Source organism: Oceanibaculum sp., assembly GCF_022449305.1.
Lineage (GTDB): Bacteria > Pseudomonadota > Alphaproteobacteria > Oceanibaculales > Oceanibaculaceae > Oceanibaculum > Oceanibaculum indicum.
Map to the genome: position 1 here is coordinate 1 of NZ_JAKUSO010000056.1, position 24,195 is coordinate 24,195.

Annotated in this window: 20 protein-coding genes; 13 read left to right on the forward strand and 7 right to left on the reverse strand. The window is 64.7% G+C overall.

Annotation, left to right across the window (positions count from 1 at the left end; genetic code table 11):
• Positions 1 to 303: transposase (locus tag MK313_RS14405; protein WP_287782432.1), on the reverse strand; the 303-nt coding region annotated here is incomplete at its 3' end.
• 94 nt (positions 304 to 397) lie between these two features.
• Here MK313_RS14405 and MK313_RS14410 point away from each other — a divergent pair.
• Complete coding sequence (locus MK313_RS14410) at positions 398 to 841, forward strand: hypothetical protein (RefSeq protein ID WP_287782434.1); 444 nt, start codon at positions 398 to 400, stop codon at positions 839 to 841.
• A gap of 704 nt (positions 842 to 1,545) precedes the next feature.
• Here the strand turns inward: MK313_RS14410 and MK313_RS14415 are convergent.
• From MK313_RS14415 to MK313_RS14430, 4 genes are all read right to left on the reverse strand, one after another.
• Positions 1,546 to 2,484 (reverse strand): phytanoyl-CoA dioxygenase family protein, encoded by a 939-nt coding sequence (locus MK313_RS14415; RefSeq protein WP_287782435.1) that lies wholly within the window; start codon positions 2,482 to 2,484, stop codon positions 1,546 to 1,548.
• A 394-nt stretch (positions 2,485 to 2,878) separates the two neighbouring features.
• On the reverse strand, positions 2,879 to 4,192 hold the full coding sequence (locus MK313_RS14420; RefSeq protein WP_287782437.1) for a type II toxin-antitoxin system HipA family toxin: 1,314 nt from the start codon (positions 4,190 to 4,192) through the stop codon (positions 2,879 to 2,881).
• Positions 4,192 to 4,446 carry a helix-turn-helix domain-containing protein gene (locus tag MK313_RS14425; RefSeq protein WP_287782439.1) on the reverse strand — a complete coding sequence of 85 codons (255 nt, stop codon included), beginning with the start codon at positions 4,444 to 4,446 and terminating at the stop codon, positions 4,192 to 4,194. Before MK313_RS14425 ends, MK313_RS14420 begins: the two co-directional genes overlap by 1 nt.
• Positions 4,447 to 4,747: 301 nt before the next feature.
• The gene (locus tag MK313_RS14430) at positions 4,748 to 6,142 is read right to left on the reverse strand and encodes a recombinase family protein (RefSeq protein ID WP_287782441.1); all 1,395 of its coding nucleotides are present in this window, start codon (positions 6,140 to 6,142) and stop codon (positions 4,748 to 4,750) included.
• A 187-nt stretch (positions 6,143 to 6,329) separates the two neighbouring features.
• Here MK313_RS14430 and MK313_RS14435 point away from each other — a divergent pair, with 187 nt between their 5' ends.
• Positions 6,330 to 7,049, forward strand: coding sequence for an ImuA family protein (locus tag MK313_RS14435; protein ID WP_287782442.1), 720 nt, complete (start codon positions 6,330 to 6,332; stop codon positions 7,047 to 7,049).
• Positions 6,985 to 8,175, forward strand: a complete 1,191-nt coding sequence (locus MK313_RS14440) for a Y-family DNA polymerase (RefSeq protein ID WP_287782444.1) — start codon at positions 6,985 to 6,987, stop codon at positions 8,173 to 8,175. Before MK313_RS14435 ends, MK313_RS14440 begins: the two co-directional genes overlap by 65 nt.
• 123 nt (positions 8,176 to 8,298) lie before the next feature.
• Here the strand turns inward: MK313_RS14440 and MK313_RS14445 are convergent, their stop codons facing one another.
• The gene (locus MK313_RS14445) at positions 8,299 to 10,095 is read right to left on the reverse strand and encodes a DUF6538 domain-containing protein (RefSeq protein WP_287782445.1); all 1,797 of its coding nucleotides are present in this window, start codon (positions 10,093 to 10,095) and stop codon (positions 8,299 to 8,301) included.
• Between the two features lie 347 nt (positions 10,096 to 10,442).
• On the opposite strand from MK313_RS14445, the gene MK313_RS14450 reads away from it, so the two are divergent.
• Positions 10,443 to 11,243, forward strand: a complete 801-nt coding sequence (locus MK313_RS14450; RefSeq protein WP_287782447.1) for a hypothetical protein — start codon at positions 10,443 to 10,445, stop codon at positions 11,241 to 11,243.
• A gap of 118 nt (positions 11,244 to 11,361) precedes the next feature.
• Here MK313_RS14450 and MK313_RS14455 read toward each other — a convergent pair whose 3' ends face one another.
• The gene (locus MK313_RS14455) at positions 11,362 to 11,673 is read right to left on the reverse strand and encodes a hypothetical protein (protein ID WP_287782449.1); all 312 of its coding nucleotides are present in this window, start codon (positions 11,671 to 11,673) and stop codon (positions 11,362 to 11,364) included.
• Positions 11,674 to 11,924: 251 nt separating this feature from the next.
• Between MK313_RS14455 and MK313_RS14460 the strand changes: the two genes are divergently transcribed.
• The 9 genes from MK313_RS14460 (at position 11,925) to MK313_RS14500 (ending at position 24,144) form a co-directional block, all read left to right on the forward strand.
• Positions 11,925 to 13,607, forward strand: a complete 1,683-nt coding sequence (locus MK313_RS14460; protein WP_287782451.1) for an ABC transporter substrate-binding protein — start codon at positions 11,925 to 11,927, stop codon at positions 13,605 to 13,607.
• Between the two features lie 5 nt (positions 13,608 to 13,612).
• On the forward strand, positions 13,613 to 14,680 hold the full coding sequence (locus MK313_RS14465; RefSeq protein ID WP_287782453.1) for an ABC transporter ATP-binding protein: 1,068 nt from the start codon (positions 13,613 to 13,615) through the stop codon (positions 14,678 to 14,680).
• A complete protein-coding gene (locus tag MK313_RS14470; RefSeq protein ID WP_287782455.1) occupies positions 14,677 to 15,672 on the forward strand; it encodes an ABC transporter ATP-binding protein in 996 nt (331 codons plus the stop codon). Before MK313_RS14465 ends, MK313_RS14470 begins: the two co-directional genes overlap by 4 nt.
• Before the next feature lie 11 nt (positions 15,673 to 15,683).
• Positions 15,684 to 16,622, forward strand: a complete 939-nt coding sequence (locus MK313_RS14475) for an ABC transporter permease (protein WP_008945290.1) — start codon at positions 15,684 to 15,686, stop codon at positions 16,620 to 16,622.
• A 2-nt stretch (positions 16,623 to 16,624) separates the two neighbouring features.
• On the forward strand, positions 16,625 to 17,521 hold the full coding sequence (locus tag MK313_RS14480; RefSeq protein WP_287782457.1) for an ABC transporter permease: 897 nt from the start codon (positions 16,625 to 16,627) through the stop codon (positions 17,519 to 17,521).
• A 13-nt stretch (positions 17,522 to 17,534) separates the two neighbouring features.
• On the forward strand, positions 17,535 to 19,076 hold the full coding sequence (gene pehA / locus MK313_RS14485) for a phosphoric/sulfuric ester hydrolase PehA (RefSeq protein ID WP_287782459.1): 1,542 nt from the start codon (positions 17,535 to 17,537) through the stop codon (positions 19,074 to 19,076).
• A 45-nt stretch (positions 19,077 to 19,121) separates the two neighbouring features.
• Complete coding sequence (gene cydD, locus MK313_RS14490) at positions 19,122 to 20,795, forward strand: thiol reductant ABC exporter subunit CydD (RefSeq protein WP_287782461.1); 1,674 nt, start codon at positions 19,122 to 19,124, stop codon at positions 20,793 to 20,795.
• On the forward strand, positions 20,792 to 22,444 hold the full coding sequence (gene cydC, locus MK313_RS14495; RefSeq protein ID WP_287782463.1) for a thiol reductant ABC exporter subunit CydC: 1,653 nt from the start codon (positions 20,792 to 20,794) through the stop codon (positions 22,442 to 22,444). The genes cydD and cydC overlap by 4 nt, the downstream gene beginning before the upstream one ends.
• A 107-nt stretch (positions 22,445 to 22,551) precedes the next feature.
• Positions 22,552 to 24,144: a cytochrome ubiquinol oxidase subunit I gene (locus tag MK313_RS14500; RefSeq protein WP_287782465.1), complete on the forward strand. Its 1,593-nt coding sequence runs from the start codon at positions 22,552 to 22,554 to the stop codon at positions 24,142 to 24,144.
• Positions 24,145 to 24,195 lie beyond the last annotated feature (51 nt).

Here is a 24,195-nt window from a genome sequence, read left to right on the forward strand (position 1 = left end):
GATCTCCGGCCCTGCCGACGGCACCGGCGCCGCTGTCGTTACCGCCTCAGCAACCGGAGCGACCATCAGTGCCGCAAACTCAAACGGATCCTCCGGTGCCGGCAGCACCAGCTTCCCCTGCCGGGCAAGTGTCCGCCACGAGGAAACATGGTTGGCATTCAGACCATGCCGCTGCGCCACTTCAACCACGCTCGCCCCAGGCCGAAGCGTCTCGGCAACAATCTGCGCCTTCACCTCATCCGGCCACTGACGATTGCGACGACGCCTCCCGCCACTTGTGAGAAGCTCCATTGGAGCGTCCATGGAGAAACTCCCGCACAGATATCAATCCAGGTAGCATCGCATGCCTGCCAGCCCGCCGGGAGGTGGGGCCAGAACACCGCTTACGGAGCATTTGATGTCGGATAGAGAAGCCAAGCAGCGTTTCGCCGAGGATCTGGAGCGGCTGATGGACCTTTCCGGAAAGCCCAGAAAGAAAATCGCAGTGGCCTTGGGGTATGACAACGCCAACGTCATCAGCATGTTCAAGAAAGGCACGACGAAGGTGCCGTTCAATAGGATCCCGGCGCTGGCCAAGGTTCTGGAAGTCGATCCGAAGTGGCTCTTCTTCCGGGCGATGAAGGAATATGAGCCGGAGCTGATCGCGGTGATCGCGGAAATCTATGGTCAGATCATCACCGATAATGAGCGTCGGCTTCTGGAGGTGGTCCGGGAGGAGACGGAGTTTCAGAATCCGCGCCTGGACGCGGACAGAGAGCAGGAGCTACGCCAGCTTCTGCACAAATGGCGGATGAAGGACGAGGTTGAGCTTCTGAATCGCGGCGGAAACGTCAGCCGGTGAGGGGAGAGAGGTTTATCTTCGCCTGGACCGCCCTTTAAGCCTTGTTTTCAAGTTTTGGTTCAATCCTAGACGTTTCTCCAACGGTAGCAGGTTTAGCTCGCTCTCTCGGCTCGCTCTGACTCTGTGAGGCCATCCAGCAGGAGCTAATCCCCCCGGCGGCGACAGAACAAGCTAAAGCGCATGCAAACATGTGCTTTGCCCGTTCCGTCCCGCCAGGGAGATTTTCTCCGAGCCATCCATTGGAGTATGGCCAACAGCCTAGCCGCTCTACCTGCGACAACCCAGCGGTGTCCATTACTGGGTCTTCAACTGCGAATCCCGCGCCCTCGCGAGGCGCACACGGTTACCAGGACTGCTACTCCTGGAGCCCTGTTTGCGGCAGGCCGCCAACCGCAAGCAGGAGGAGGCGTGGCGAACCCGCCTCCATCTTTAAGGGCCCTCTTTCATACGTTGCCGTATCCGGCGGGCACCAGAGCCACTGATTTTCCGGTCGCGTCTGACGCGCTCATGCTGCCGGTCTTCGTCCCGGCGGGCGTGAGATTTGAATGTCAGATATGTCACATGCACAGGTAGGTGCAGGTGATGCGATCCCCGGGAGCGGCCCCTTCGCCACTTTATGAGGGCATGGTCGAATTGTAACCAATAGCTTACCGAAATTCAAGCGGCCTGCCGCGATGTCACGGCATTTTCAGAGTTTTTTTAGCCTAGCGGCGCTCCGGGGCGCGGGCGCCATAGCCCAGCAGATAGCGTGCTGTCGGCGAGAAGCGCTTCGCCGCTTCCGGGTCAAGCGTCGCCGTGAAATCGGTGAAGCCGCGCACCCAGGAGCGGTTGTAGTTGATGATGAGCGCCCGGCGCGGCCGGTCAGTGTTGTTCGGGCCGGAGCGGTGCCAGGTGTTGGACAGCCACAACGCGACGGAACCGGCGGGGGCGGTCAGCGCCACCTCGTCCGGCAGCGGATCGCTGGACCAGGGCGGGGAGCGCCGGCTCCTGTGGCTGCCGGGTACGACTCGGGTCGCTCCATTATGCTCGGTGAAGTCGTCCAGCAGCCATACCGTCTGCAGGGTGAGCGCGAACTCCGGCAGCGGCTCGGGGATCTGGCCCAGCGGTGCATCGACATGCCAGGAGCCACCAACGGTGCCGGGACCGATGCTGGTCGCCTGATAATCGTGCAGGGTGCAGTCCTCGCCCATCAGCTGGCGCGCGACCGCAAGGACCTGTGGATGCTCGGCAGCGCCAATCAGCTCCGGCGCCTTGTTGGGGATTTGCCAGACTCGCTGCGAGCGGTCCTGATCGAACATCGTCGGCAGGTGGATGAAGGATTTGGCGATCTTGGGGTAGGGGACCGGCCAGCCGGTATCGAGATCGCGCCGGCGGTCATGGCGCACCCGCGCCAGGATGCGCCCGATCTCCGCCTCGCTGACCGTGTAGTGGCGGCGGTAATAATCGGCGATGGCCTCATCCTCGGCGCTGGTGGTGCCATCCTCCGGCGCATAGGGGCGCTTCCGCTCGTCTGCCATCAGCGCGTCGATCCGCTGGCGATAGGTCTCCAGCATGTCGGCGGGCATGACACCTTCCATCACGGCATAGCCGTCCCGCTCGAGCTGGTCCGCCACGCGGGCCACAAGCGCCGCATCATGCTGCATGATCGTTCTCCTCCCGATGCAGCCGGTCTGTCGAAGCGCCGGCCTTAGCCTCCATTGTCCGGGGCGGGAGGCCCAACCGCAAGCCCGTGGAGAGGGGGCGCTGTGGGCAACCGCTGCATCTAAACGCCGCCATCGGTAGCAACGCACTTATTGCAAAACGCGACTATCGCCTTGATTTAAAGAGATTTTTTGTATTCGAAACTCGATGGGTGGCATGAAATGCCCCTGTATCGCACACAGACGCTCACTGGCGGGCTCTGGGCGATTTCTGCTGTCACGCATAGCAAAAACCCTAACGCCCGCCAGCGACGCTCACAGAGCGTTTTGTATATTGAGATGTCAGGTGGGGTTGGCGAAGCGGGCTCACGCGGACCGGGTTTCCATGTGCCGGTGCCTATAGCTTGGCATCCGCAACAAGCTTGGTCCGCTGTCGGATCGCCTGGCTGACCGACGCGATCAGCTGTTCCGGAAAACCGGGCGGCAGTGACGCCATGACCGAATCGATCAGTCCGACTGCGGTATCGGCAATCTCCTCGAAGAGGGTACGCATCAGCGGCATGCCGACGCCTGCCAGTTCGGCGGTCTGCAGGAAGTGGCGCGGCATGATGTTGTCGACCAGATAGTGACGGTTCTTGCCGACGGACATGGCGAGCTTGAATTTCTTCTGCTGGATCTGCCCGGCATCAAGGCTGGGCTGTGCGGTCAGCACGTCATAGAGCGGCGTCAGATGGAAACGTCCGCCGGGGCCGAGCGTGATACTGAAATTCTTTGCGTGGCCGTCGGTGGCGCCCAGCATCCAGAACAGGATGCAGGCGCGCATGAAGGTGGCGATGTCCTGTTCCGGCGTATCGCTGCCTTTCAGAAGTTGGATGATGTCGCGCATGCCGGGGCCGCCTTCGGACTGGTATTTCCGCGTGGGCGGCACGGAGAGCGCCTGGCAGATATCTTCCTGCGGCAGGCGCAGCAAGCGACCGTCCTTCGTCCAGCGGCGGTCGAAACGCTCTATGATAAGGGTGCGGCGTCCGCCGAACTCAGCAATCTCGGTATGGGCGGCCGGCACGCCGAGGGCGGCGAGCAGCTTGAGGCAGAGATACTCGTTCTCAACGCTGTTCGAGAGATCGATTCCGTTTGGCAGCTGGCCGATCTGCGGCTTGAGGATGTGGGTGGTGGCGCTGGTGCCAGCAGGTTTGAACCAATGCCCGTCATTGCGCAGCAAGGCTGTCTTTTCCTGCGCGCCGGCGATCGAGATGCGGAAATCCTCATCCTCGCCCATGCCGAGCGGGGCGGCGGCGAGATTGCTGATGATGGCGGCGATATCGTCGTCGGTGACCGATTTGCCGTCGCTGGCGCCGGCTTTGCCCGGATTGGCGCCGTCGGGGAGGAATTGCAATGCGCCAACGCAGTCATGGCCAAGGGCGGCCAGCAGGCTATAGGCATCCGTGCCGCCGGCGCCGACGCGCTCGGCGACGCGCTTGCGGATGGCGTCGCTGTCAGGAAGCAGATTGTCGAAGACGTTGATGACCGGCGCGCCGATGTAGCGGTCCTCGCGTAAGGGTAGGGAGAGGGAGATCGGGAACGTGTTCTCCCAGGCGAGCCAGTCTTTGGCGTACTGGAAATCGATGGCCCCGGTGGATTCGCGGCGCAGACTTCCGACGAGGCGGCTGTTCAGGAAAACATTGAGCGGGGTGTAGGCCCGACGGCGCGTCATCAGAATATATCCTCGATATCGGCAGCGCTCGCCTTGCTTCGGCGGCGGACGACGAGTTCGAGGTCGAGAGCGGAGAGCGCGGCCATCAGCGTGCGCAGTTGCACGGCGGGCTCACCAGCCTCAAGGCGGGAGACGGTGCCTTGACGCAGGTGGATATGGTCGCCGAGCGCGCCTTGCGTCAGGCCGGCCTGTTTGCGGGTACGGCGTAGGATGGCGCCGAGCTGTTTTTCGTTTCGGGCGATCTGGTCGGTCATGAGCACCTCCATACGCAATATACGCAAGAGCGTATAACGAATCAATATACGAGCTTGCGTATATTGCATGTTTATACGCATACGCGTATTTAATCGACGAGGGTGGCGCCGCGCCTGGGGGGCAATAAAAAGCGCTTATCGCAAAATCCGACTATCGCATTGATTTAAAGGGGTTTTTCTGAGTCCGGGGTTCGATGGGCAGCATGAAATGCCCCTGTATCGCACGCAGATGCTCGCTGGCGGGCTCTGGGTGATTTTTGCTGTCACGCATAGCAAAAACTCTAACGCCCGCCAGTGACGCTTACAGAGCTTTTTTGCTTGCGGGAGGCGGCCGCTTCCGACGATAGCTGCCGGGGCCAGGTGACCAGGTGCCGGAGGGATATTCGCAAAGCTCCCATTCGGATTCACGCGCGCGCCGGATCACATCCAGGACTTTCGATGAAGATGCGCGGGGAGCTGAAGCGGGCGCCGGTTTCTCCGGCCTATCCTTCGCGCCGGAAATATCGATAGAGGTGGGGGAGGGGGATAACCGCTCCGTGTCAGCAGGCGCAGAGCCAGTTTCAAAGCTGGGACTGACCTCTATCGCCGATGGCGGAGCATCATCGGCGCATTCTTCACCGCCAAGATAATGGGATTGCGGCACGCGCCAGCAATCCAGACCCGCATCGAGGGAGATGAGCTTGGGCCGCTTCCGGTGCCGGGGCAGCTTTCGCGGAGATTTGGGATCGGGAGAGGCGCACCTGCGAGCCGCCGCTGACGACCCGGCTGGAGCAGCAACCGAAGAATCAGCGCTGTGTCTCCGCGTCGATGTAACGGGCTCCTCCACCAACTCCCAAGAACGCAAGGCTTTGAGGCGAGGCAGATGCTTCATGTAGCGCCGAACCTGCTCGGTGCTATATCGGCCATTAGTGCCGGTCTTGTGGCCATGATTATTCAGCCATTCAGCAATGCGGCCAAGGGAGACGGCCTTCCCTATTGGCGTTTCGTCGAGAAGGGCGCGAATGGCGCGTTCCATGTCCGGGCCGCAATCGAGAGCGTCTTGGCGTTGACGATCTGCACGGGTTTCGTGGCCCTTTCCCCGACCCTTCTCCAAGTTGCCCAAGCGGATATGGTCCTTGCCACTGGCGACCAGCGCTTCCTGGCCTTTTCGTCCCATTTCGCGCAAATGAAGACCTTCTTTGCGGGCCTTCATGGAGGCGACGACCAAGACGCTATCCACACTGCCGGGCTCTGTAAGGCTGCGGTAACGTATATGGTGACCAAGCAGCCAGCCAATGGTTTCAGGGTTTCGTGTTAGACGGTCATATCCCCAGACGACCACAGTCAGCCCAGTGGCTTTTGCGATCTCGACCACGGTAGCCAACCCTTCACGTTCGCGTTCCTTTCTGTCCGCCATCCCGCTGCCGTTCTCAGCGATCACGATGACGGGACGCATTCCTCTTTCTTTCATTTTCTCGAATGAGGGGCCCATCTTTGCGTGAACGCCGCTTTTCTTATCCAGCTTTCTTCCTCTTGAGCATCGCTCGTAAAGGATTACGAGTTTCTCTCCTTGGGCTGGGTAGGGCATGTGGGTTTTGACACACTCGTGGAGCACCCCCTCCAGGTGCTTGTTTGGCGGCGGTAGCTCGAGTTCGGCAAGGATTTCGTGGCCCAATGGGTGTAGCGCGACGCAGGACCAGCTGGTTGAAATGGGCATTTTTTGTACTGCCGATTGATTAATTCTGCCCACCGCATGTGGTAAGCGATTACTGATTTCTCAAGGAGGCGAAATACAGGCGCTTAATGGTTCGCCATCTGTGTAGGTTGCCCCCTTGACTCCGCCGCCTGCCGGTGCAAAGTCAGAAATGGAACATTTCATGAACAATTGAGCTTTCGTCCGCACCATGCCTGCCGCTGCTGCCGACCTGTCCGCCCTGCGCAGTCGCCTCCGCGCGCTGGAACGGGGCAGTGCCGTGACGGAGCGGTCGGCGGTGAAGCTGGGGGATCCGGCGCTGGATGCGGCGCTGCCCTGGGGCGGGCTGGCGCGCGGCGGCGTGCACCAGCTGGAGGGTCTGGCCGGTGAGGCGTCGGTGTCTGGCTTCGCCGCCGGACTGGCAACGCGCTGTGCGGGGCGGGAGGGGCGGCTGCTCTGGCTGCGGTTGCGCCGCGACCGGCAGGAGGCGGGGCTGCCCTATGGGCCGGGGCTGGCACACTACGGGATTGCCCCTGACCGGCTGATCCTGGCAGAGGCCGAGTCGGCAGCGGCACTGCTCTGGGCGCTGGAGGAGGCGCTGCGCTGCGGGGCGCTGTCCGTGGCGCTCGTCGAGGGGGTGGCGCCGGACCTTACCGCCTCACGCCGGCTGCAGCTGGCGGCGGAAGCCTCGGGCGTGACGGCGCTACTGGTCTCGCACGGGCCGGCCCCGGCGCGCTCGGCAGCGCTGACCCGCTGGCGGGTGGCTGCGGCGTCGTCACCGGCGGGTGTCCATCGCCCGCGCTGGCAGGTGGAGCTGCTGCGCTGCCGGGGCGGAAAGCCCGGTTCCTGGATGCTGGAGTGGGAGAATGCGGCGCTGGGTTTCTTTGTGGTTCCCGCACTGGCCGGCCGAGCATTGGCGCAGGCCGTCTGATGCAGGATCGCCGGACCAGGCCCGCCCGCTGGCGCTGATCGCCTGCCAGCGCATCGGGCGGGCGCAGGGCGGCTTGCGCGTGGTGGCGGTCGATGCGCGTGCGGCGGCGGAGGGGATTGCCCCCGGCCTACCCATCGCTGATGCCCGTGCCCTGCTGCCCAGCCTGCAAGTGCGCGAATCCGATCCGCGCGCCGATGCCGGGGCGCTGGAGCGGCTGGCCCGCTGGTGCACCCGCTATACGCCTATCGTCGCCAGGGACGGTTCTGACGGGATGCTGCTCGATATCACCGGCTGCGCCCATCTGTTCGGCGGCGAGGTGGCGCTGCTGGCCGGGCTGACGCAGCGGCTGCAGGGCTTCGGACTCACTGTGCGGGCGGCGCTGGCCGATACGCCGGCATCGGCCTGGGCCTGGTCGCATGCCGGGCCGGGCGGCGTGCTGCCGGAAGGATCGTCCCGCACGGCGGTGGCACCGCTGCCGGTCACCGGGCTGCGCCTGCCCGATGCGCTGACGGGCGAGCTGATGCGCATGGGGCTGCGCCGCATCGGCGATCTGCTGGCCCTGCCACGCGCACCATTGGCTGCCCGGTTCGGGGAGACGCTGACAAGGCGGCTCGATCTGCTGCTGGGGCGCGAGGCGGAGCCCATCGCGCCGCTGCATCCATCCTCGCCCTTCCGGCGGCATCTGGCCTGTGCCGAGCCCATCGCCACGCGTGCCGATATAGACCGGGGGCTGGAGCATCTGCTGGAGCTGTTGCTGGGCGATCTCGACCGCGCCGGCCAGGGCCTGCGGCGCTGCGGCTTCTCGGTCTTCATCGTCGATGGCGGCGTTCAGCGGATCGAGATCGGCACCGCACGGCCGAGCCGCGACCGCCGGCATCTGCTGCGCCTGTTCGCCGAGAAGCTGGAGCGGATCGATCCTGGCTTCGGCATCGAGGCCATGCTGCTGGAAGCATCGCTGACGCAGGCGCTGCCTCCGGCGCAGGTTGCCCTCGATGACGGCCAGCGGGAGGCCGAGGAGACAGCGCTGGCGCAGCTGGTGGCCCGCGCCGCAGCGCTGGGCCACGCCGCCATCGGCATCGCCGACTGCAACACGCTGGCGGGTGTCGTGCGCATGCAGCCGTCCTGACTCAAGGTTGAATATCTCGCTGGCGACAGCGCGCGCAATTCCAAGCATTCCCGTCAGCCCTCCCAGTTCGCGATGACGTTCATTGTCGTCGAGAAAAGGAAAGAAAATCAAATTACTAGGGGCTTACTTTAGATGCAGATGGGATAGATCGAGCCCGTCGAACCGCAGCTTGTTCATCGCTTCTGTTCTGATTGCGATGCCCACGGCATCACCGTAACCATCATGGACCGTGCCCCCGCTGTGACCGACGAAAGCTCTCCTGATATCTTCGGGAATGCCGCTGTTCCGACAGGCGGTGATGAAGGTGTGTCGGAACGCATGCATGCTCAGGCCCGGCCGTTTCAGATTCAGGCTCTGCAGAAAGCGCCCGAACCACTGCGACACCGGCGCATAGGGATTGCGGCCTTCAGCACCGACCGGCGCGTCCGGAAGCAGCTTCCCGCCTTTCGCCTTTTTCACGAAGGCCAGGAAACCGATACGCTCCAGTTCCGGATGGATAGGCACCGGATATTGCTTGCCGGTCTTGCTGCTGTGAATGTCGATCCACTTGCGCTGGCCATCGATCTTCACCTGGCTGCGCTCAAGGCCGCAGATCTCGCCCATGCGCGCGCCGGTGAACAAGGCGAGCAGGGGCACCCAGAACCGGTAGCTATGCCGGTTCGCCCGGTCGCTATACAGGTCGCTGCTGAAGATCGCCTTCAACATGTCCGCCGACAGCGTCTTGCTGGGCGTCGCTCTGCTCTTGGATTTGCGTTCCACCGTCAGGTCGGCGACCGGGTTGGCCGAAACCAGGTTCAGCCGGCGGGCCCAGTCAAAGAAGGTCCGCAGGTGGGAGACGTATTTCTGCACCGTGGCAGGCGTATTCACCTGAATCTTCGCCGTCTCGTTCTTCCGGATGGCCTCCCGCATCGTCTCGACCTTCAGCCGCGTGCGGTATTTCTGCGGGCACTGGCTGACGAGCGCATACCATTCGACGACATCGTTCCGGGTAATCGCAGCGATTGCCTTGTCTTCGGTGACCTGCTCAAGATAGCCGATGGCGGTCGCGAAACTGGTCAGCGCGGATTCGCCTCGTCTCTCCCGGCTATCATGCCTGAAACGGTCAAGCAGCTGCGAAGGCCGCTTCGATGAATCGGGCGCCAGGTCAGCAGAAATCGGAATAACGGGGGCAGGGGATAGCGAAGCGGGCGCGTCGCCCGCTGATGCCAACTGCCCCAGCTCGGCGTCCGTGATATCGCGCAGGTGGCGCTTCAGCGCCTTGATTTCCCGGAGCATGATGGTGCGCGCCAGGGCGCGGTAGTCGGACCGCTCGCGGTTGATGTCCAGCAACTCGATCTGGCCTTCATGCGGCGCATTGTCGTTTTCCGGCACGGTAACAATCCGCGCCAGCCCGGCCTCCCGAAAGGCCTCATCCGCATAGGGCTCGACCAGCCGATAGTCGTCGGCATCGAGGCACGTCAGCAAGTCAGCCAGTTGCGTCCGCGCTTTCTCGCGCTCCCAGTCCGGATCCGGCTTGGCCGGCGCATCGCCAATCTGTTTGAGCAGCGCCGACAGGTCGTTGTGCGTCGCCGCGGCCCGGTCGAAAGTGCCATGACGCTTCCTGAAGTCTTGATCGGATCCGTCAATCCCGTCGGCGAACTGACGCAGATAGGCCTCTGCCTGCCGTGAAACCCTGGTCGCGGCAGCCGAGGTTTCGCTGGTCGACAAGGGCCGACCCGACAAAGCGCGATAGGCGCGCTTCATCTCGTCGTCTGTTTCAGCTTCCAGCGCCTTCGCAGCAAGCCGGGCTATTTCTCGATCCGAAGTGCCCAGCGCCCTGTACCATTCGACTCGGCCGACAAGCTCGACCAGCTCCTTTGGCACCCGACGCCGGAAGTAGTAGTTGCCCTTTTTCTGCTGCAGATAGTCGTGCCGCCCCATGCCCCAAATTCACCCTTCCGAATTCAGTTTGTGGGAACTATTGTGGGAACTGCGTGTGGGAACGACAAGCATATTTATCAATATGTTATAAGGCTCAATGACTTGATATCGGTCAGGGTTCGAATCCCCGTGGGGACGCCATCTCTTTTTGCTCTATATATTTCAACAGCTTAGCGACTCGTGTGGGAACTCACGGGCAGTCATTTTTGCGCGTTGGGTTGCTCAAATCCGCTTCGTATGAGCGTGCGACTTTGTGTGTTCATTTAACTAAGTCCCTCGTCACCTGGCTTGCCTGTCCTTAAAACCTTTAGGATGAAGCCCAGCTGGATCAGGGAAGGGGCATCTCAATGATCCGCGAAATCGCCGATGATGCGGCCGCGCCTGCTGCCGTACGGGCGGTCTATGACGACATCCGGCAGGTTCTGGATACGCCGGTGGTCAATCTGGTCTATCGCCGTCTGGCAGGCGAAGGCGAGGAGGTGCTGCGGCAGAGCTGGCAGCTGCTCCGCCCCGCCTATCTGGATGGCCGGATCGCGCATCATGCCGCGCCGCTGGCGTTAATCGTTCAGGAACCGTCAAACGTATCGGCGCCCGCCCTGCCGGCGGTGCTGCTCCCGGAACTGCCGACGGTTCGTGCGGTTATCGCCACCTACAACGCCAACAACGCACGAAACCTCGTCGCCTTCAGCGCGCTGCTGGGGCTGACGCCAGGTCGCATGGATTGGCCGCCTTTGCGGGAAACCACAAGCCGCACGGATGCAACTACAGCCATCTCCATTCCGGCCCTGCCGGCGTTTGCGACGCTGCCCGACTCGCTTCAGCACAGCATTCATCGGCTGAACCTGTTCGGCGATACCGGCGAGGAGGGCGCGCCGGTCGCCAGCCTCTACGTCCACCTGTCGCACTGGCCGGATATGCTCGCCCATATCGAACGGATCCTGCAGCCCTTGCACGAGGCGGGTATGCTGACGCGCTGGCGGATCGAGACGTCCGACCGTGCCGCGTCGGCGCCGCTGCCCGACCTGCGGGCTCCAGCGGCGTTGCGGGCAGCGCTGGAGCCGGTACTGGGCGCGCTGGTCCGCCGGACGATCCCGAAGATGGTGCCGATCGGGACGCTCCTCAGCCGGGTATTGACCCCACACCCCTAGAAATTTGCGCTATAGCGTCTAGCGCGAAGTGCTATTGGCCTTGTGGTGGAATGATTGCGTAAATCTTCCCATCTCCCGCATGCCTCTGCTACCCACCTCGACCGGGCTGTCTTATTTCCTATCTCGGATACTGATCCGGAAACAGGTTGGGCAGGTAGGAACTCCAGGCCGGCCTGTCCCTGTATGTGCCGGCGTGGCCACCGCTGATCCTGGCGAGTTCTTCGTCCGTCAGCCCGGCATTTTGCTGACTGGCTGCAGCCAGTTGCTGCTGGATATCGGCTGGCGCCAGCGCGATGGCTTCCGCACGGGCGATTTCCAGCAATATCGCAACCGCCTCTGCTTCGCTCGCTGCCGCCGTCAGCCGTTGCTGATAGGCCGGGGAATTCCCGATGGCGCTGTGCAGTTGCTCCAATAAGACATTCTTGTCCATGCCTCACCTCCCAAATCCGGTAAGGCAAGGCTACCCCTATGGTGGGTACTGCGCTCTACATTCCGTCCCGGTCTTATGTGCAATTTGTCCTGCAATGCGCAGTTTGCGGATGACTCCACAAATTCATCCATAACCCTTTGAAATGTCACGAAACCAACACCCGACCGACATGCGAGCTTAATCAACAGCGGCCATGGTGCCCAAGGCACGCCATTCAGGCGCGCCGATCCTTTTCAAGGCTGGAGGGCATCATGCAGTTCCCCTTTCTCAGCCGACGGGCCGCGCTTGCGCTGGGCCTGTCGCTGACCACGACCCTTTCCGTCGCCGCGCTGATGGCGCCCGGCACCGCCCGCGCCGATGACCGCCCGGTGGTGCGCGTTGCCGTGCAGCAGGTGGTGAATTCCGGCGCACTGACGCCGCTGCGCGAACAGTCCAATGTCGGCGCGCGCATCTTCCCGATGATCTTTTCGCCGCTGATCGATCTGGACCGCCAGGGTGATCTGGCGCCGGTGCCGGGCCTCGCCGAATCCTGGAAGCGCATCGACGACAAGACGGTCGAGCTGAAGCTGCGCCAGGGTGCCACCTTCCACAATGGCGACGAGGTGACGGCCGAGGATGTGGCCTTCAGCTTCGGCAAGGAGCGCATGTTCGGCGACAAGCCGCCGCGCCGCGCCGGCCAGGATGACAAGACCATCAAGTCCGATGACAGCAAGACGCTGTTCACCACCACCAACACCCAGGCCGGGCCGGAACTGCCGCCGGAAGTGCCGGCCATTGCGCGCCGCCTGTGGCCGTCGCTGGAGCGGGTCGAGGTGGTGGACAAGTACACCGTGCGTTTCGTGAATGCGGTGCCGGACGTCACCATGGAAGGCCGCCTCGCGCGCATGGGCTCGCAGATCATCTCCAAGCGCGCCTTCCTGGAAGCCAAGGACTGGATGAGCTGGGCGCGCAACCCGGTCAGCGCCGGCCCGTTCAAGATCAAGGAGTTCCGCCCGGACAACGTGCTGGTGCTGGAAGCGCACGATGCCTACTTCAACGGCAAGCCGACCGTGAAGGAAGTGCGCTACACCGTGGTGCCGGAAGTGCCGGGCCGGGTGAACGGCCTGCTGTCGGGCGAGTATGATTTCGCCAGCGACATCCCGCCGGACCAGATCGCGACCATTGAGGCGAACGACAAGTTCGAGGTTGTCGGCGGCCCGGTGCTGAACCACCGGCTGATCGTGTTCGACAAGAACCATCCGCAGCTGGCCGATCCGCGCATCCGCCAGGCGCTGACCCACGCCATGGACCGCCAGGCCATCGTCGAGGCGCTGTGGGGCGGCCGCACCAGCGTGCCGAAGGGCCTGCAGTGGGAATATTACGCCGATATGTTCCATGCCGACTGGTCGGTGCCGGAATATAATCCGGAACTGGCCAAGAAGCTGGTGAAGGAGAGCGGCTACAAGGGCGAGCCGATCCCGTTCCGCGTCACTAACAACTACTACACCAACCAGGTGCAGACGGCGCAGATCCTGACCGAGATGTGGCGCTCCGTGGGTCTCAATGTCGAGATCCAGATGAAGGAGAACTGGCAGCAGATCTTCGACCGCAACGAGCCGCGCGCGATCCGCGACTGGTCGAATTCCGCCCCGTTCAGCGATCCGGTCAGCTCCATCGTCAACCAGCACGGCCCGAACGGCCAGCAGCAGCAGGTCGGCGAATGGACCAATGAGGAGTTCAACAAGCTCTCGGGCGTGCTGGAAACCTCGACCAACCACGATGAGCGCCGCAAGGCCTTCCGCCGCATGCTGGAAATCGCCGAGCGCGAGGACCCGGCCTACACCGTCCTGCACCGCAATGTCGTGTTCTACGGCAAGCGCAAGGACATTGAGTGGAAATGGTCGCCGACCTTCGCGATGGACTTCCGGGCGGACAATATCCGCTACAAGAAGTAAGCGTGATGAGTACGCTCGACTTCGTCGGGCCGAATGGCGGCGCGGCGGCGGTGCGGGGCATGACCCCGGCCGCCGTCGCGGCGCGACCGGCCGGAACGACGACAGGCGGCGATCCGCTGGTGCGCATTGCCGGCCTGACCGTTGCCTTCGATGATGGCAAGCGCCATGTGCCGGTGCTGCACGGCATCGATCTTGAGGTCCGCCCCGGTGAGGCCATCGGCATTGTCGGCGAATCCGGTTGCGGCAAGTCGGTCACCTGGCTGGCGGTGCTGCGGCTGTTGGGCAAGAAGGCAAGGATCGGCGGCACGGTGTCGCTAGGCGGCACGCCGATTACCGATTTCTCCGACCGGGCGATGGCGCGCATCCGCGGCAAGCGCATCGCCATGATCTTTCAGGACCCGGCATCCTCGCTCAACCCGGTGCATCGCATCGGCCAGCAGCTCACCGAGGCGCTGGCACTGCATCGCGGGCTGAGCGGACAGGCCGCGAAGGCGGAGGCCGTTCGTCTGCTGGACCGGGTCCATATCCCCAATGCAGGCCAGCGGCTGAACGCCTATCCGCATGAACTGTCCGGTGGCATGAACCAGCGCGTGATGATCGCCATGGCGCTGGCCGGCGAGCCGGACCTGCTCGTTGCGGACGAACCGACCACGGCGCTGGACGCCACCATTCAGGCGCAGATTCTGGACCTGCTGCGCGAAATCCGCCGTGACAGCGGCATGGCGCTGGCGCTGATCTCGCACGATCTGGGCGTCATTGCCGATATCTGCGAGCGCGTCATGGTGATGTATGCCGGTCGTGTCGTCGAGGCGGCACCGACGAAGCAGCTCTTCGCCAGTCCCGGCCATCCCTATACGCGGGGCTTGCTGGCGGCACTGCCCGATCTCGATGCGCCGCAGCGTCGGCTGGAGGCGATTCCCGGCACCGTGCCGGAACCGGACAAGCTGCCCACGGGATGCAGCTTCCGTCCGCGCTGCGCCCATGCCGACGAAGGCTGCGGCGCCGAGGTGCCGGGCCTCGGTTTCATCGAAAAGACCCACCAGGTCGCCTGCCTGAAGGTGGACAGCCTATGAGCGATCTTCTGACCGTCGAAAACCTGACCCGCCATTTCCCGGTGCGTGTGCCGGGCGAGGGGCTGGGCGGGATGTTTGGCAAGCCAGCCACGCTGAAGGCGGTGGATGGCGTCTCCTTCTCCGTGGAATCAGGGCGCACGCTCGGCGTTGTCGGCGAATCCGGCTGCGGCAAGTCCACAACGGCAAAGCTGGTGCTGGGGCTGCTGCCGGCCACATCCGGCGCGGTGCGGTTCGAGGGCGGGCAGGTGCCGGCGAAGCGGAACAAACAATGGCGCGCGCTGCGCCAGCGCATGCAGATGGTCTATCAGGACCCGCTGGGCGCGCTGGACCGGCGGCTGCCGGTAGCGGCGCAGGTGATGGAGCCGCTGACCGTGTTCAAGATCGGCACCCCGGCGGAGCGGCGCGAGAAGGCGCGTGAGCTGATGGCCGCCGTCGGTCTGACGCCGCATCTGTTCGAGCGCTTCCCACACGAGCTGTCTGGCGGGCAGCGCCAGCGCGTGGTGCTGGCCCGGGCGCTGATTCTGGAGCCCAGCCTGCTGGTCTGTGACGAGCCGATCTCGGCGCTGGACGTCTCGATCCAGGCGCAGGTCATCAATCTGCTGCTCGACCTGCAGGAGCGGTTCAACGTCGCCTTCCTGTTCATCAGCCACGATCTGAAGGTGGTGCGACAGGTCAGCCACGAGGTGGCGGTGATGTATCTGGGCCGCATCGTGGAGCAGGGCGATCCCGAGGTGCTTTTTCAGGAGCCCGCGCATCCCTACACCCAGGCGCTGGTCTCGGCGATCCCGTCGCCCTGGCGGCGCGAGGGCTACCAGCGCATCGTGCTGGAAGGCGACCCGCCCAATCCGGTCAATGTGCCGTCGGGCTGCGCCTTTCATCCGCGCTGCCCGTATGCGACCTCCGCCTGCCGGGAGATCACGCCGCGCCTGGCCGATATCGGCGGCGGGCGCAAGGCGGCCTGCCACCTGCTTTCCCCCATCGGCACGGCATAAGGAGACGGTCCATGCTGCGCTATCTCGCCTCGCGCGGGGCGCGGGCCCTGATCACCATCTTCCTGGTGCTCAGCTTCGCCTTCGTCATCCTGCGCCTGTCCGGCGATCCCGCCCTGCTGATCCTGTCGCCCGACGCGCCGCCTGAAGCGCTGGAGGCGTTCCGCCAGGGCTGGGGGCTGGATGCCCCGTTGTGGAAACAGTATCTGGGCTATTTCGTGAATATTCTGGAGGGTAATCTCGGCCAGTCGATGCGCGATGGCCGCCCGGCCATCGATCTGGTGCTGGAGCGAATCCCGGCGACGCTGGCGATCACCCTGCCGGCCTTCGCGCTGAAGCTGCTGATCGGCATTCCCGCCGGCATCTTCGCGGCGCTGAACCGCAACTCGCTGATCGACCGGCTGGTGATGAGCCTGTCGGTCGCCGGCTATACCGTGCCCAGCTTCGTGCTGGGGCTGGTGCTGGTGCTGATCTTCGCGGTCAATCTCGGCTGGCTGCCCAGCGGCGGCTATACCAGCCCGATGCACGCCATCCTGCCGGCAGTGACGCTGGGCATGGGCGGTGCGGCGGTGCTGGCGCGCTTCACCCGCTCGGCGATGCTGGAGGTGCTGGGCCAGCCCTATATCCGCACGGCATCGGCCAAGGGGCTGGTGTGGCGACTGGTGGTCACCGGCCATGCGCTGCCGAACGCGGCGATCCCGACCGTCACCATCGTCGGCTTCATGGTCGGTAGCCTGATCGCCGGCGCCGTGGTGGTGGAGAGCGTGTTCTCCTGGCCCGGTGTCGGGCGGCTGCTGGTCTCCGCCGTCGCCAACCGCGACCTTGCCGTGGTGCAGGCGATCCTGCTGCTGGTCGCGGCCTGCATGGTGACCTCGAACCTGATCGTCGATGCGCTGTATGGCTGGATCGACCCGCGCCTGCGCTCAGGCCGCACCGTGAAGGCGGGAGGCTGATCATGGCAAGCATCGAAACCACGTCGCCCGCCGCCGAGGTGGCACCGGCCGAGCGCGGCAAGCTGTCCCGCTTTCTGGAGGCCTATCCGCCGCTGGTGCTGTTTGGCGGCGCCTGGATCGTCGCCATGCTGGCGGTGGCGCTGCTGGCCGATGTGCTGGCGCCCTATACCTTCAGCGCGCTGGACCTGAAAGCGCGGTTGGCGCCGCCGGTGTTCATGGGCGGCACATGGGCACATCCGCTGGGCACTGACGAGCTGGGCCGCGACGTGCTGTCCCGGCTGATCGTCTCGATCCGCATCAGCCTGCTGATCGCCTTTGCCAGCACCATCATCTCCGCCACACTCGGCGTGCTGCTGGGCTTCCTCGCCGCGCATTTCCGGGGCTGGGTGGAGCAGGTGGTGCTGACGCTGATCGACTTCCAGGCCTCCATGCCCTTCATGATCATCGCGCTGGCGGTGCTGGCCTTCTTCGGCAACACGCTGACGCTGTTCATCTGTCTGATGGGCTTCTATGGCTGGGAGCGCGCAGCCCGCATCGCGCGCGGCCTGACCATCGCCGCCAACGAGCAGGGCTATGCCGCCGCCGTGCGCGATATCGGCGCGTCGCCCCTGCGCGTCTATGGCGTGCATGTGCTGCCGAACATCGCCAGCACGCTGATCGTCAGCGTGACGCTGACCTTCCCGGAGGTGATCTTGCTGGAATCCGGCCTGTCCTTCCTGGGCCTCGGCGTGCAGCCGCCGATGACCAGCCTGGGCAACATGGTCGGCTATGGCCGCGAGTACCTGCAATCGGCGCCCTGGATTCTGCTGGCGCCCAGTGCTGTGATCGTCCTGACGACCTTCTCCATCAGTATGGTCGGCGACTGGCTGCGCGACCGTCTGGACCCGACCCTGCGTTGAACCTGAGGCAAACATGAGCAAGCGCAAGAATGTGCTGTTGATCGTCGTCGATCAGTGGCGTGGCGACACCCTGCCAATGCTGGGCCATCCCCTCATCAAGACCCCGAACATCGCGGCACTGGCGGCGGAGGGGGTGACCTTCGCCCGCCACTATACCCAGGCCGTGCCCTGCGGACCGGCGCGGGCCAGCCTGCTGACCGGCCTGTACATGATGAACCACCGGGCGGTGCAGAACACCATCCCGCTGGATGCGCGCCACACCAACGTTGCCAAGGAGGCGCGCAAGAAGGGCTATGACCCGGCCATCGTCGGCTACACCACCACCACGCCGGACCCGCGCGAGGCCGCGGCGGAAGATCCGCGCTTCAAGGTGCTGGGCGACCTGATGGATGGCTGGCGTCCGGTAGGCTCCTGGGGGCTGAAGATGGAGGCCTATTTCTCCTGGGTGGCGGCGAACGGCTACAAGCTGCCTGACAATCCCTGGGATATCTGGCTGCCGCAGGATCTGGCGCCGGGCGAGATCGGCGCCACCCGCAAGCCCAGCCGTATTCCGGCGGAGCTGTCGGACACGGTGTGGTTCACCGACCGCGGCCTCGACTATATCCGTGGCGCCAACAACAAGCCCTGGTTCCTGCATCTGGGCTATTGGCGCCCGCATCCGCCCTTCGCGGCGCCAGCGCCCTATCATAACATGTTCGACCCCGTCGACTGCCCACCGCCGGTCCGCGCCGCCAGCGTGGAGGAGGAGGCGAAGCAGCACCCGATGCTGCGCTTCTATCTGGAAAGCGTGAAGCGCAAGAGCTTCTTCGAGAATGGCGAGGGGCTTGGGGCGGACATGGACGAGGGCGAGCTGCGGCAGATGCGCGCCAGCTATTACGGGCTGATGGAGGAGATCGACGTCCATCTCGGCCGGGTGTTCCAGCATCTGAAGGACAGCGGCCAGTGGGACGATACGCTGATCATCCTGACCTGCGACCATGGCGAGCAGCTGGGCGACCATCACCTGCTGGGCAAGCTCGGCTATTTCGATGGCAGCTTCCACATCCCGATGATCGTGCGCGACCCGGATGCCAGCGCCAATGGCACGCGCGGCCAGATTGTCCGGCAGTTCACCGAATCGGTCGATCTGATGCCGACGGTGCTGGAGTGGATCGGCCAGGACTGCCCGCGCGCCTGCGACGGCCACTCGTTGCTGCCCTTCCTCCGCGATGGCGGCGCGCCGGACACCTGGCGGCGCGAGGTGCATTACGAGTTCGATTTCCGCAACGTCTTCTATTCCAAGCCGGAGGAACCGCTGGGCCTGACCATGGACCAGTGCGCGCTGGCCGTGGTGCAGGACGAAAGCTGGAAATATGTGCATTTCGCGGCGCTTCCGCCGCTGCTGTTCGACCTCCAGAACGATCCCGGCCAGTTCCACAACCTCGCCGAGGACCCGGCTCATGCGGCGGCCGTGCGGGATTATGCCCAGCGCATGCTGAACTGGCGGCTGACCCATGCCGAACGCACGCTGACCGGCTATGCGGCGACACCGGAAGGGCTGATGCTGCGGCTATAAGCCTCGCGCCCTTTCCGATGGCGGCAACTCCGCTATAACAAGGGCATGAGCGACAGGCTGAAGCGCACCCATCTGGATCAACTCGTCGGGGCGGAAGGAGCCGGCGCCCGCCGGGCAGCCCGGATGGAGGTGCTGGCGGCCCTGCTGTGGATTCCGGCGGCGGCCCTGCTTGCCATGGCGATTGACGGGCTGGTCTTCGCCACCGACGGGACGGATGATCTGCCCCTCTATCTGGCCGGCTTTCTGGCCATCGCCCTGCTGCGCGGCCTGCTGGTCATGCAGGCCACGCGGCTGGCGGATCGCTCTTCGCTGCGGGTGCAGGGCCGGCTGCGCGACGCACTGGCCAGCGCGCTGGCACGGCAATCGCCGTTCGATACCGGCCGCGTGGCGACGGGCCAGGCCGCCGCGACGCTGACCGACCATGTGGCGGCGCTCGGTCCCTGGCTGACGCGCTATCAGCCCTCCCGGCTGAAGGTGATGCTAGTGCCGGCCATCATCGCGCTGGCGGTGCTGCCGGTGTCCTGGGCGGCGTCTATCGCCTTGCTTCTGGCGGGGCCACTGATTCCGATCTTCATGGCGTTGATCGGCCAGCGGGTGCGGATCGCCAGCGAGCGGCAGCTCTCCGAACTGGGTACGATGAATGCCTATCTGCTGGACCGGCTGCAGGGGCTGACCACAATCCGTCTGCTGGGGGCGGGCGGTCAGGCGCTTGCCCGTCTGGAGCAGGCCGCGCAGGCCTTACGCATCGGCACCATGCGGGTGCTGCGGCTGGCCTTCCTGTCCTCGGCGGTGCTGGAGCTGTTTGCCGCCGTCGGCGTCGCGCTGGTCGCGGTCTATGTCGGCTTCAGCCTGCTGGGCTATCTGCAGTTCGGCGCCTATGATGCGCCGCTGACGCTGGCCGAGGGCCTGTTCATCCTGCTGCTGGCACCGGATTTCTTCCTGCCGATGCGGGAATTCGCGGCCAGCTATCACGACCGCGCCACCGCCGAGGCCGCCGGCAAGGCGATTGCCGGCATCCTGGAATCAGACGGGCCGGCGCTGCTGGGTGAGGGCGCGGCGGCGGTGCCCCTGAACGGTCCGGCACGCATCCGTCTGACCGGTGCGCGATTCGGCTATGACGGCACCCGCCCGGTGCTGGCAGGGCTCGACCTTGATATCCCGTCCGGCGAAAAGCTGGCGCTGGTCGGGCCCAGCGGGTCGGGCAAGTCCACGATTCTGGCACTCATCGCCGGATTGCTGCGCGCCGATGCCGGGAGCGTGGAGGTCGCCGGGCAGGCGCTGACCGACGAGACCGCCGATGGTTGGCGGGCGCGGCTGGCCTGGGTCGGGCAGCGGCCTTACTTCCTGCATGGCAGCCTGCGCCGGAACCTGACGCTGGGGCATCCGGACCGCTCTCCGGTAGAGATCGCTGACGCCTTGCAGCTTGCCTCGGCCGAGTCTGTGGTGGCGCGGCTGCCGCGTGGAGATGCCACCTTGCTGGGAGAAGCCGGGCAGGGCATCTCCGGCGGGGAGGGGCAAAGGCTGGCAGTCGCCCGTGCTGCGCTGCGCGGGGCGGACATTATCCTGGCCGATGAGCCGACGGCGCATCTGGATGCGGAAACCGCCGAGGCTGTTGCGGACGGGCTGTTCCGGCTGGCCGAGGGGCGCACGCTGATCCTTGCCACCCATGACGAGGCGCTGGCCGCGCGCTGCGACCGGATCGTGAGGCTGTATCCGTGAGGGCGCTGCGCGCGATATTGGGGCTGTTCTGGCGCAAGGACCGGCTGTGGTTCCTGATCGGCCTCGCGCTGGCCATCGTCAGCCTTGTCGCCGGTATCGGCCTGCTGGCGCTGGCCGGCTGGTTCATCGCCGCCACCGCGCTGGCCGGGGCGGCGGGGCTGGGCCTCGCCTTCAACTTCTTCAGCCCCAGCGCCGGCATCCGCTTTCTCGCCATCCTGCGCACCGCCGGGCGCTATGGCGAGCGGCTGGCGACGCATAAGGCGACACTCCGCTTCCTGGCGAATTTGCGGGTGACCGTGTTTGCCAATCTCCTGTCACGGGACTTTGCCCAGCTGGCGCAGATACGGGGTGGCGATTTCCTGCAGCGGCTGACCGGCGATATCGATTTGCTGGACGCGCTCTATCTGCGCCTTGCCGTGCCGCTGCTGACCGCGCTGACAGTTATTGTCGCCTTGGTCGGGCTGCTGTTGATGTTCGACCTGTGGCTGGCGCTGGGGGTCGGTGTCTTGCTGGGCCTGGCTGGCATCCTGTTGCCTGCGCTGCAGGGCTATGCGACCCGGCGTGCCGCGCGCCGTCTGAACGCGGGCGAGCGGGCCTTGCGCCTGCGCACGGTCGATCTGTCGCGCGGACAGGTGGAGCTGGCGATGGCCGGCAGGCTGGCGGCGCAGCGGGACGGCATCGCCAAAGCGCACGCCATGGCCGAATCGGCCGCGCTGGATATCAGCCGGCGGGAGAGTCTGGCGGGGGCCAGCCTGTTCGTCGCCGGGCAGTCGGCGCTGGCCTTCGCCCTGTGGCGCGGTGCCGTGCTGCTGCGCGATGGCGTGATCGATGGTGCGTTGCTGGCGATGATCCTGTTGCTGGTGCTGGGCGCGACAGAGGCACTCGGCCTGTTGCGGCGCGGCCTGCTCGAACTGGGGCGTACCATCCTGGCGGCCCGGCGCGTCGAACCCTATACGAGGGAGGGTGACCAGCAGCCGGTATCGTCCGGCCGGGTACCGGAAGGTTCGCTGCGGCTCGAAGGGCTGGCGTTCCGCTACGCGCCCGACCGCCGCCCGGTGCTGGAGGGCATCACGGCGGACATTCGCCCCGGCGAGATCGTGGCGCTGGTTGGCCCCAGCGGGTCGGGGAAATCGACGCTGCTGGGGCTGGTCGCCGGCATGCATGCGCCGAGCGCCGGGCGAATTCTGATCGGCGGGCAGCCGCTCGGCAGCCTCGTGGAGCCGGATTTACGGCGGACGGTCGGGCTTCTGGGACAGCGCACCGAGCTGTTCCGCGATTCCATTGCCGGCAATCTGCGGCTTGCCAGCCCGGAGGCCGATGAGTCGGCACTCTGGGATGCGCTGCGCCGCGCCGGGCTGGAAACGGCGGTGCGGCGCCTGCCGCAAGGGCTGGAAACCGTGCTGGGGGATGAAGGCAGTGGCCTTTCCGGCGGCGAACGGCGCCGGCTGGCGCTGGCCCGGCTGATCCTGACCGACCCGTCGATCTGGCTGCTGGACGAGCCGACCGAAGGGCTGGGCCGGCCAATGGCAGCCGCCGTTCTGGACGATATCCTTGCGGCGGCGGCCGGCAGGATCGTGCTGCTGGCAACCCACCGCCCGGAGGAGGCAGCCAAAGCCGGTCGTCTCCTGCGTCTCGATATGGCAAGCTGACAGGACGCTGACCGGTCAGGACAAAATGTCCCAGGGCGAAACGGTCGCATGGGCTTTCAGGGAAAAATCGTCCATGTAATCTGCAAAGCTACACAGATAGGTCCGCCATGGAATTTGATATCGTTGCGCTGTCTCGCCTGCAGTTCGCCATGACAGCGATGTACCATTTCCTGTTCGTCCCGCTGACGATCGGTCTGTCGATCCTCCTCGCCATCATGGAAACCGTCTATGTCATGACGGACCGGCCGATCTGGCGGCAGATGACGAAGTTCTGGGGCACCCTGTTCGGCATCAATTTCGTGCTCGGCGTGGCAACCGGTATCACCATGGAGTTTCAGTTCGGCATGAACTGGAGCTATTTCAGCCATTATGTCGGCGATGTGTTCGGCGCCCCGCTGGCCATCGAAGGGCTGATGGCCTTCTTCCTAGAGGCGACCTTCGTCGGGCTGTTCTTCTTCGGCTGGGAAAAGCTGTCGAAGCGACAGCACCTGATGTCCACCTGGGCAGTGGCCATCGGCTCCAATTTCTCGGCGCTGTGGATTCTGATCGCCAATGGCTGGATGCAGAATCCGGTGGGTGCTGCCTTCAATCCCGAGACCATGCGGATGGAGATCGTCAGCTTCTACGAGGTGCTGTTCAACGAGGTCGCGCAGGCGAAGTTCGTGCACACCGTCTCCGCCGGCTATGTCACAGCCTCGATATTTGTGCTGGGCGTCAGCGCGCTCTATTTGCTGCAGGGCCGGCATGTGGCACTGGCCAGGCGGTCGATGGCGGTGGCGGCCAGCTTTGGCCTCGCCTCGGCGCTGAGTGTCGTGGTGCTGGGCGACGAGAGCGGTTATGCCGCCACCCAGCACCAGCGCATGAAGCTTGCGGCGATGGAAGGGATGTGGCGGACCGAGCCGGCGCCGGCGGGTTTCACCATCATCGGCTTCCCGGACCAGGAAGCGCGCGAAACACATTACGCGATCCATGTGCCCTATGTGCTGGGCCTGATCTCCACCCGGTCGCTCACCCGCGAGGTGCCGGGCATCGAGGAGCTGGTGCAGGAATCCGAACGCCGCGTGCGCAGCGGTATCCTGGCCTATACCGCGCTGAACGAGATCCGCAGCAACCCGCCGGGCGAGACACATCCGGCGATTGCCGCGCAGTTCGAGGAGAATGGCCGCAATCTCGGCTATGCCTATCTGCTGAAACGCTATGTCGATGATCCGGCGGCGGCGACACCGGAGCAGATCGAACAGGCCGCCTGGGATACGGTGCCGGCGGTGTTCCCGCTGTTCTGGTCGTTCCGCATCATGGTCGGGCTGGGCTTTTTCTTCATCCTGCTGACGGCGACCTTCTTCTATCTCGCCACCAAGCATCAGCTGGAAAGACGGCGCTGGCTGCTGTGGGTTGCGGTCTATTCGATACCCTTGCCCTGGGTTGCCGCCGAACTCGGCTGGTTCGTCGCCGAATATGGCCGCCAGCCCTGGGTGATTGAGGGCATGCTGCCGACCGCCTATGCGGTCTCGCAGCTCGGCATCGGGCAGGTACTGTTCACGCTGGCAGGGTTCGTCCTGTTCTATTCCGTGCTCGCGGTGGTCGAGGTGATGCTGCTGGTGAAGTACATCCGCAAGGGACCGCAGCCTGACGGCCCGCTGGATGCCGAGGGCATGCAGCGCCGTCCCACACTCTCTCCCGTTCCGGCACCGGCGGAGTAAAGACCATGATCCTTCACGAATTCATCGACTATGACACGCTCAAGCTGATCT

Bases quoted from the DNA above. Each gene is read 5' to 3' on its own strand.
- MK313_RS14455 (WP_287782449.1), bottom strand. From the start codon at position 11,673: ATGGACAAGAATGTCTTATTGGAGCAACTGCACAGCGCCATCGGGAAT.
- pehA (WP_287782459.1), top strand. From the start codon at position 17,535: ATGAGCAAGCGCAAGAATGTGCTGTTGATCGTCGTCGATCAGTGGCGT.
- MK313_RS14460 (WP_287782451.1), top strand. From the start codon at position 11,925: ATGCAGTTCCCCTTTCTCAGCCGACGGGCCGCGCTTGCGCTGGGCCTG.
- MK313_RS14440 (WP_287782444.1), top strand. From the start codon at position 6,985: ATGCGGCGCTGGGTTTCTTTGTGGTTCCCGCACTGGCCGGCCGAGCAT.
- MK313_RS14500 (WP_287782465.1), top strand. From the start codon at position 22,552: ATGGAATTTGATATCGTTGCGCTGTCTCGCCTGCAGTTCGCCATGACA.
- MK313_RS14410 (WP_287782434.1), top strand. From the start codon at position 398: ATGTCGGATAGAGAAGCCAAGCAGCGTTTCGCCGAGGATCTGGAGCGG.
- MK313_RS14430 (WP_287782441.1), bottom strand. From the start codon at position 6,142: ATGCCCATTTCAACCAGCTGGTCCTGCGTCGCGCTACACCCATTGGGC.
- MK313_RS14470 (WP_287782455.1), top strand. From the start codon at position 14,677: ATGAGCGATCTTCTGACCGTCGAAAACCTGACCCGCCATTTCCCGGTG.
- MK313_RS14480 (WP_287782457.1), top strand. From the start codon at position 16,625: ATGGCAAGCATCGAAACCACGTCGCCCGCCGCCGAGGTGGCACCGGCC.
- MK313_RS14450 (WP_287782447.1), top strand. From the start codon at position 10,443: ATGATCCGCGAAATCGCCGATGATGCGGCCGCGCCTGCTGCCGTACGG.
- MK313_RS14445 (WP_287782445.1), bottom strand. From the start codon at position 10,095: ATGGGGCGGCACGACTATCTGCAGCAGAAAAAGGGCAACTACTACTTC.
- MK313_RS14415 (WP_287782435.1), bottom strand. From the start codon at position 2,484: ATGCAGCATGATGCGGCGCTTGTGGCCCGCGTGGCGGACCAGCTCGAG.
- MK313_RS14420 (WP_287782437.1), bottom strand. From the start codon at position 4,192: ATGACGCGCCGTCGGGCCTACACCCCGCTCAATGTTTTCCTGAACAGC.
- MK313_RS14465 (WP_287782453.1), top strand. From the start codon at position 13,613: ATGAGTACGCTCGACTTCGTCGGGCCGAATGGCGGCGCGGCGGCGGTG.
- MK313_RS14425 (WP_287782439.1), bottom strand. From the start codon at position 4,446: ATGACCGACCAGATCGCCCGAAACGAAAAACAGCTCGGCGCCATCCTA.
- MK313_RS14475 (WP_008945290.1), top strand. From the start codon at position 15,684: ATGCTGCGCTATCTCGCCTCGCGCGGGGCGCGGGCCCTGATCACCATC.
- MK313_RS14435 (WP_287782442.1), top strand. From the start codon at position 6,330: ATGCCTGCCGCTGCTGCCGACCTGTCCGCCCTGCGCAGTCGCCTCCGC.
- cydD (WP_287782461.1), top strand. From the start codon at position 19,122: ATGAGCGACAGGCTGAAGCGCACCCATCTGGATCAACTCGTCGGGGCG.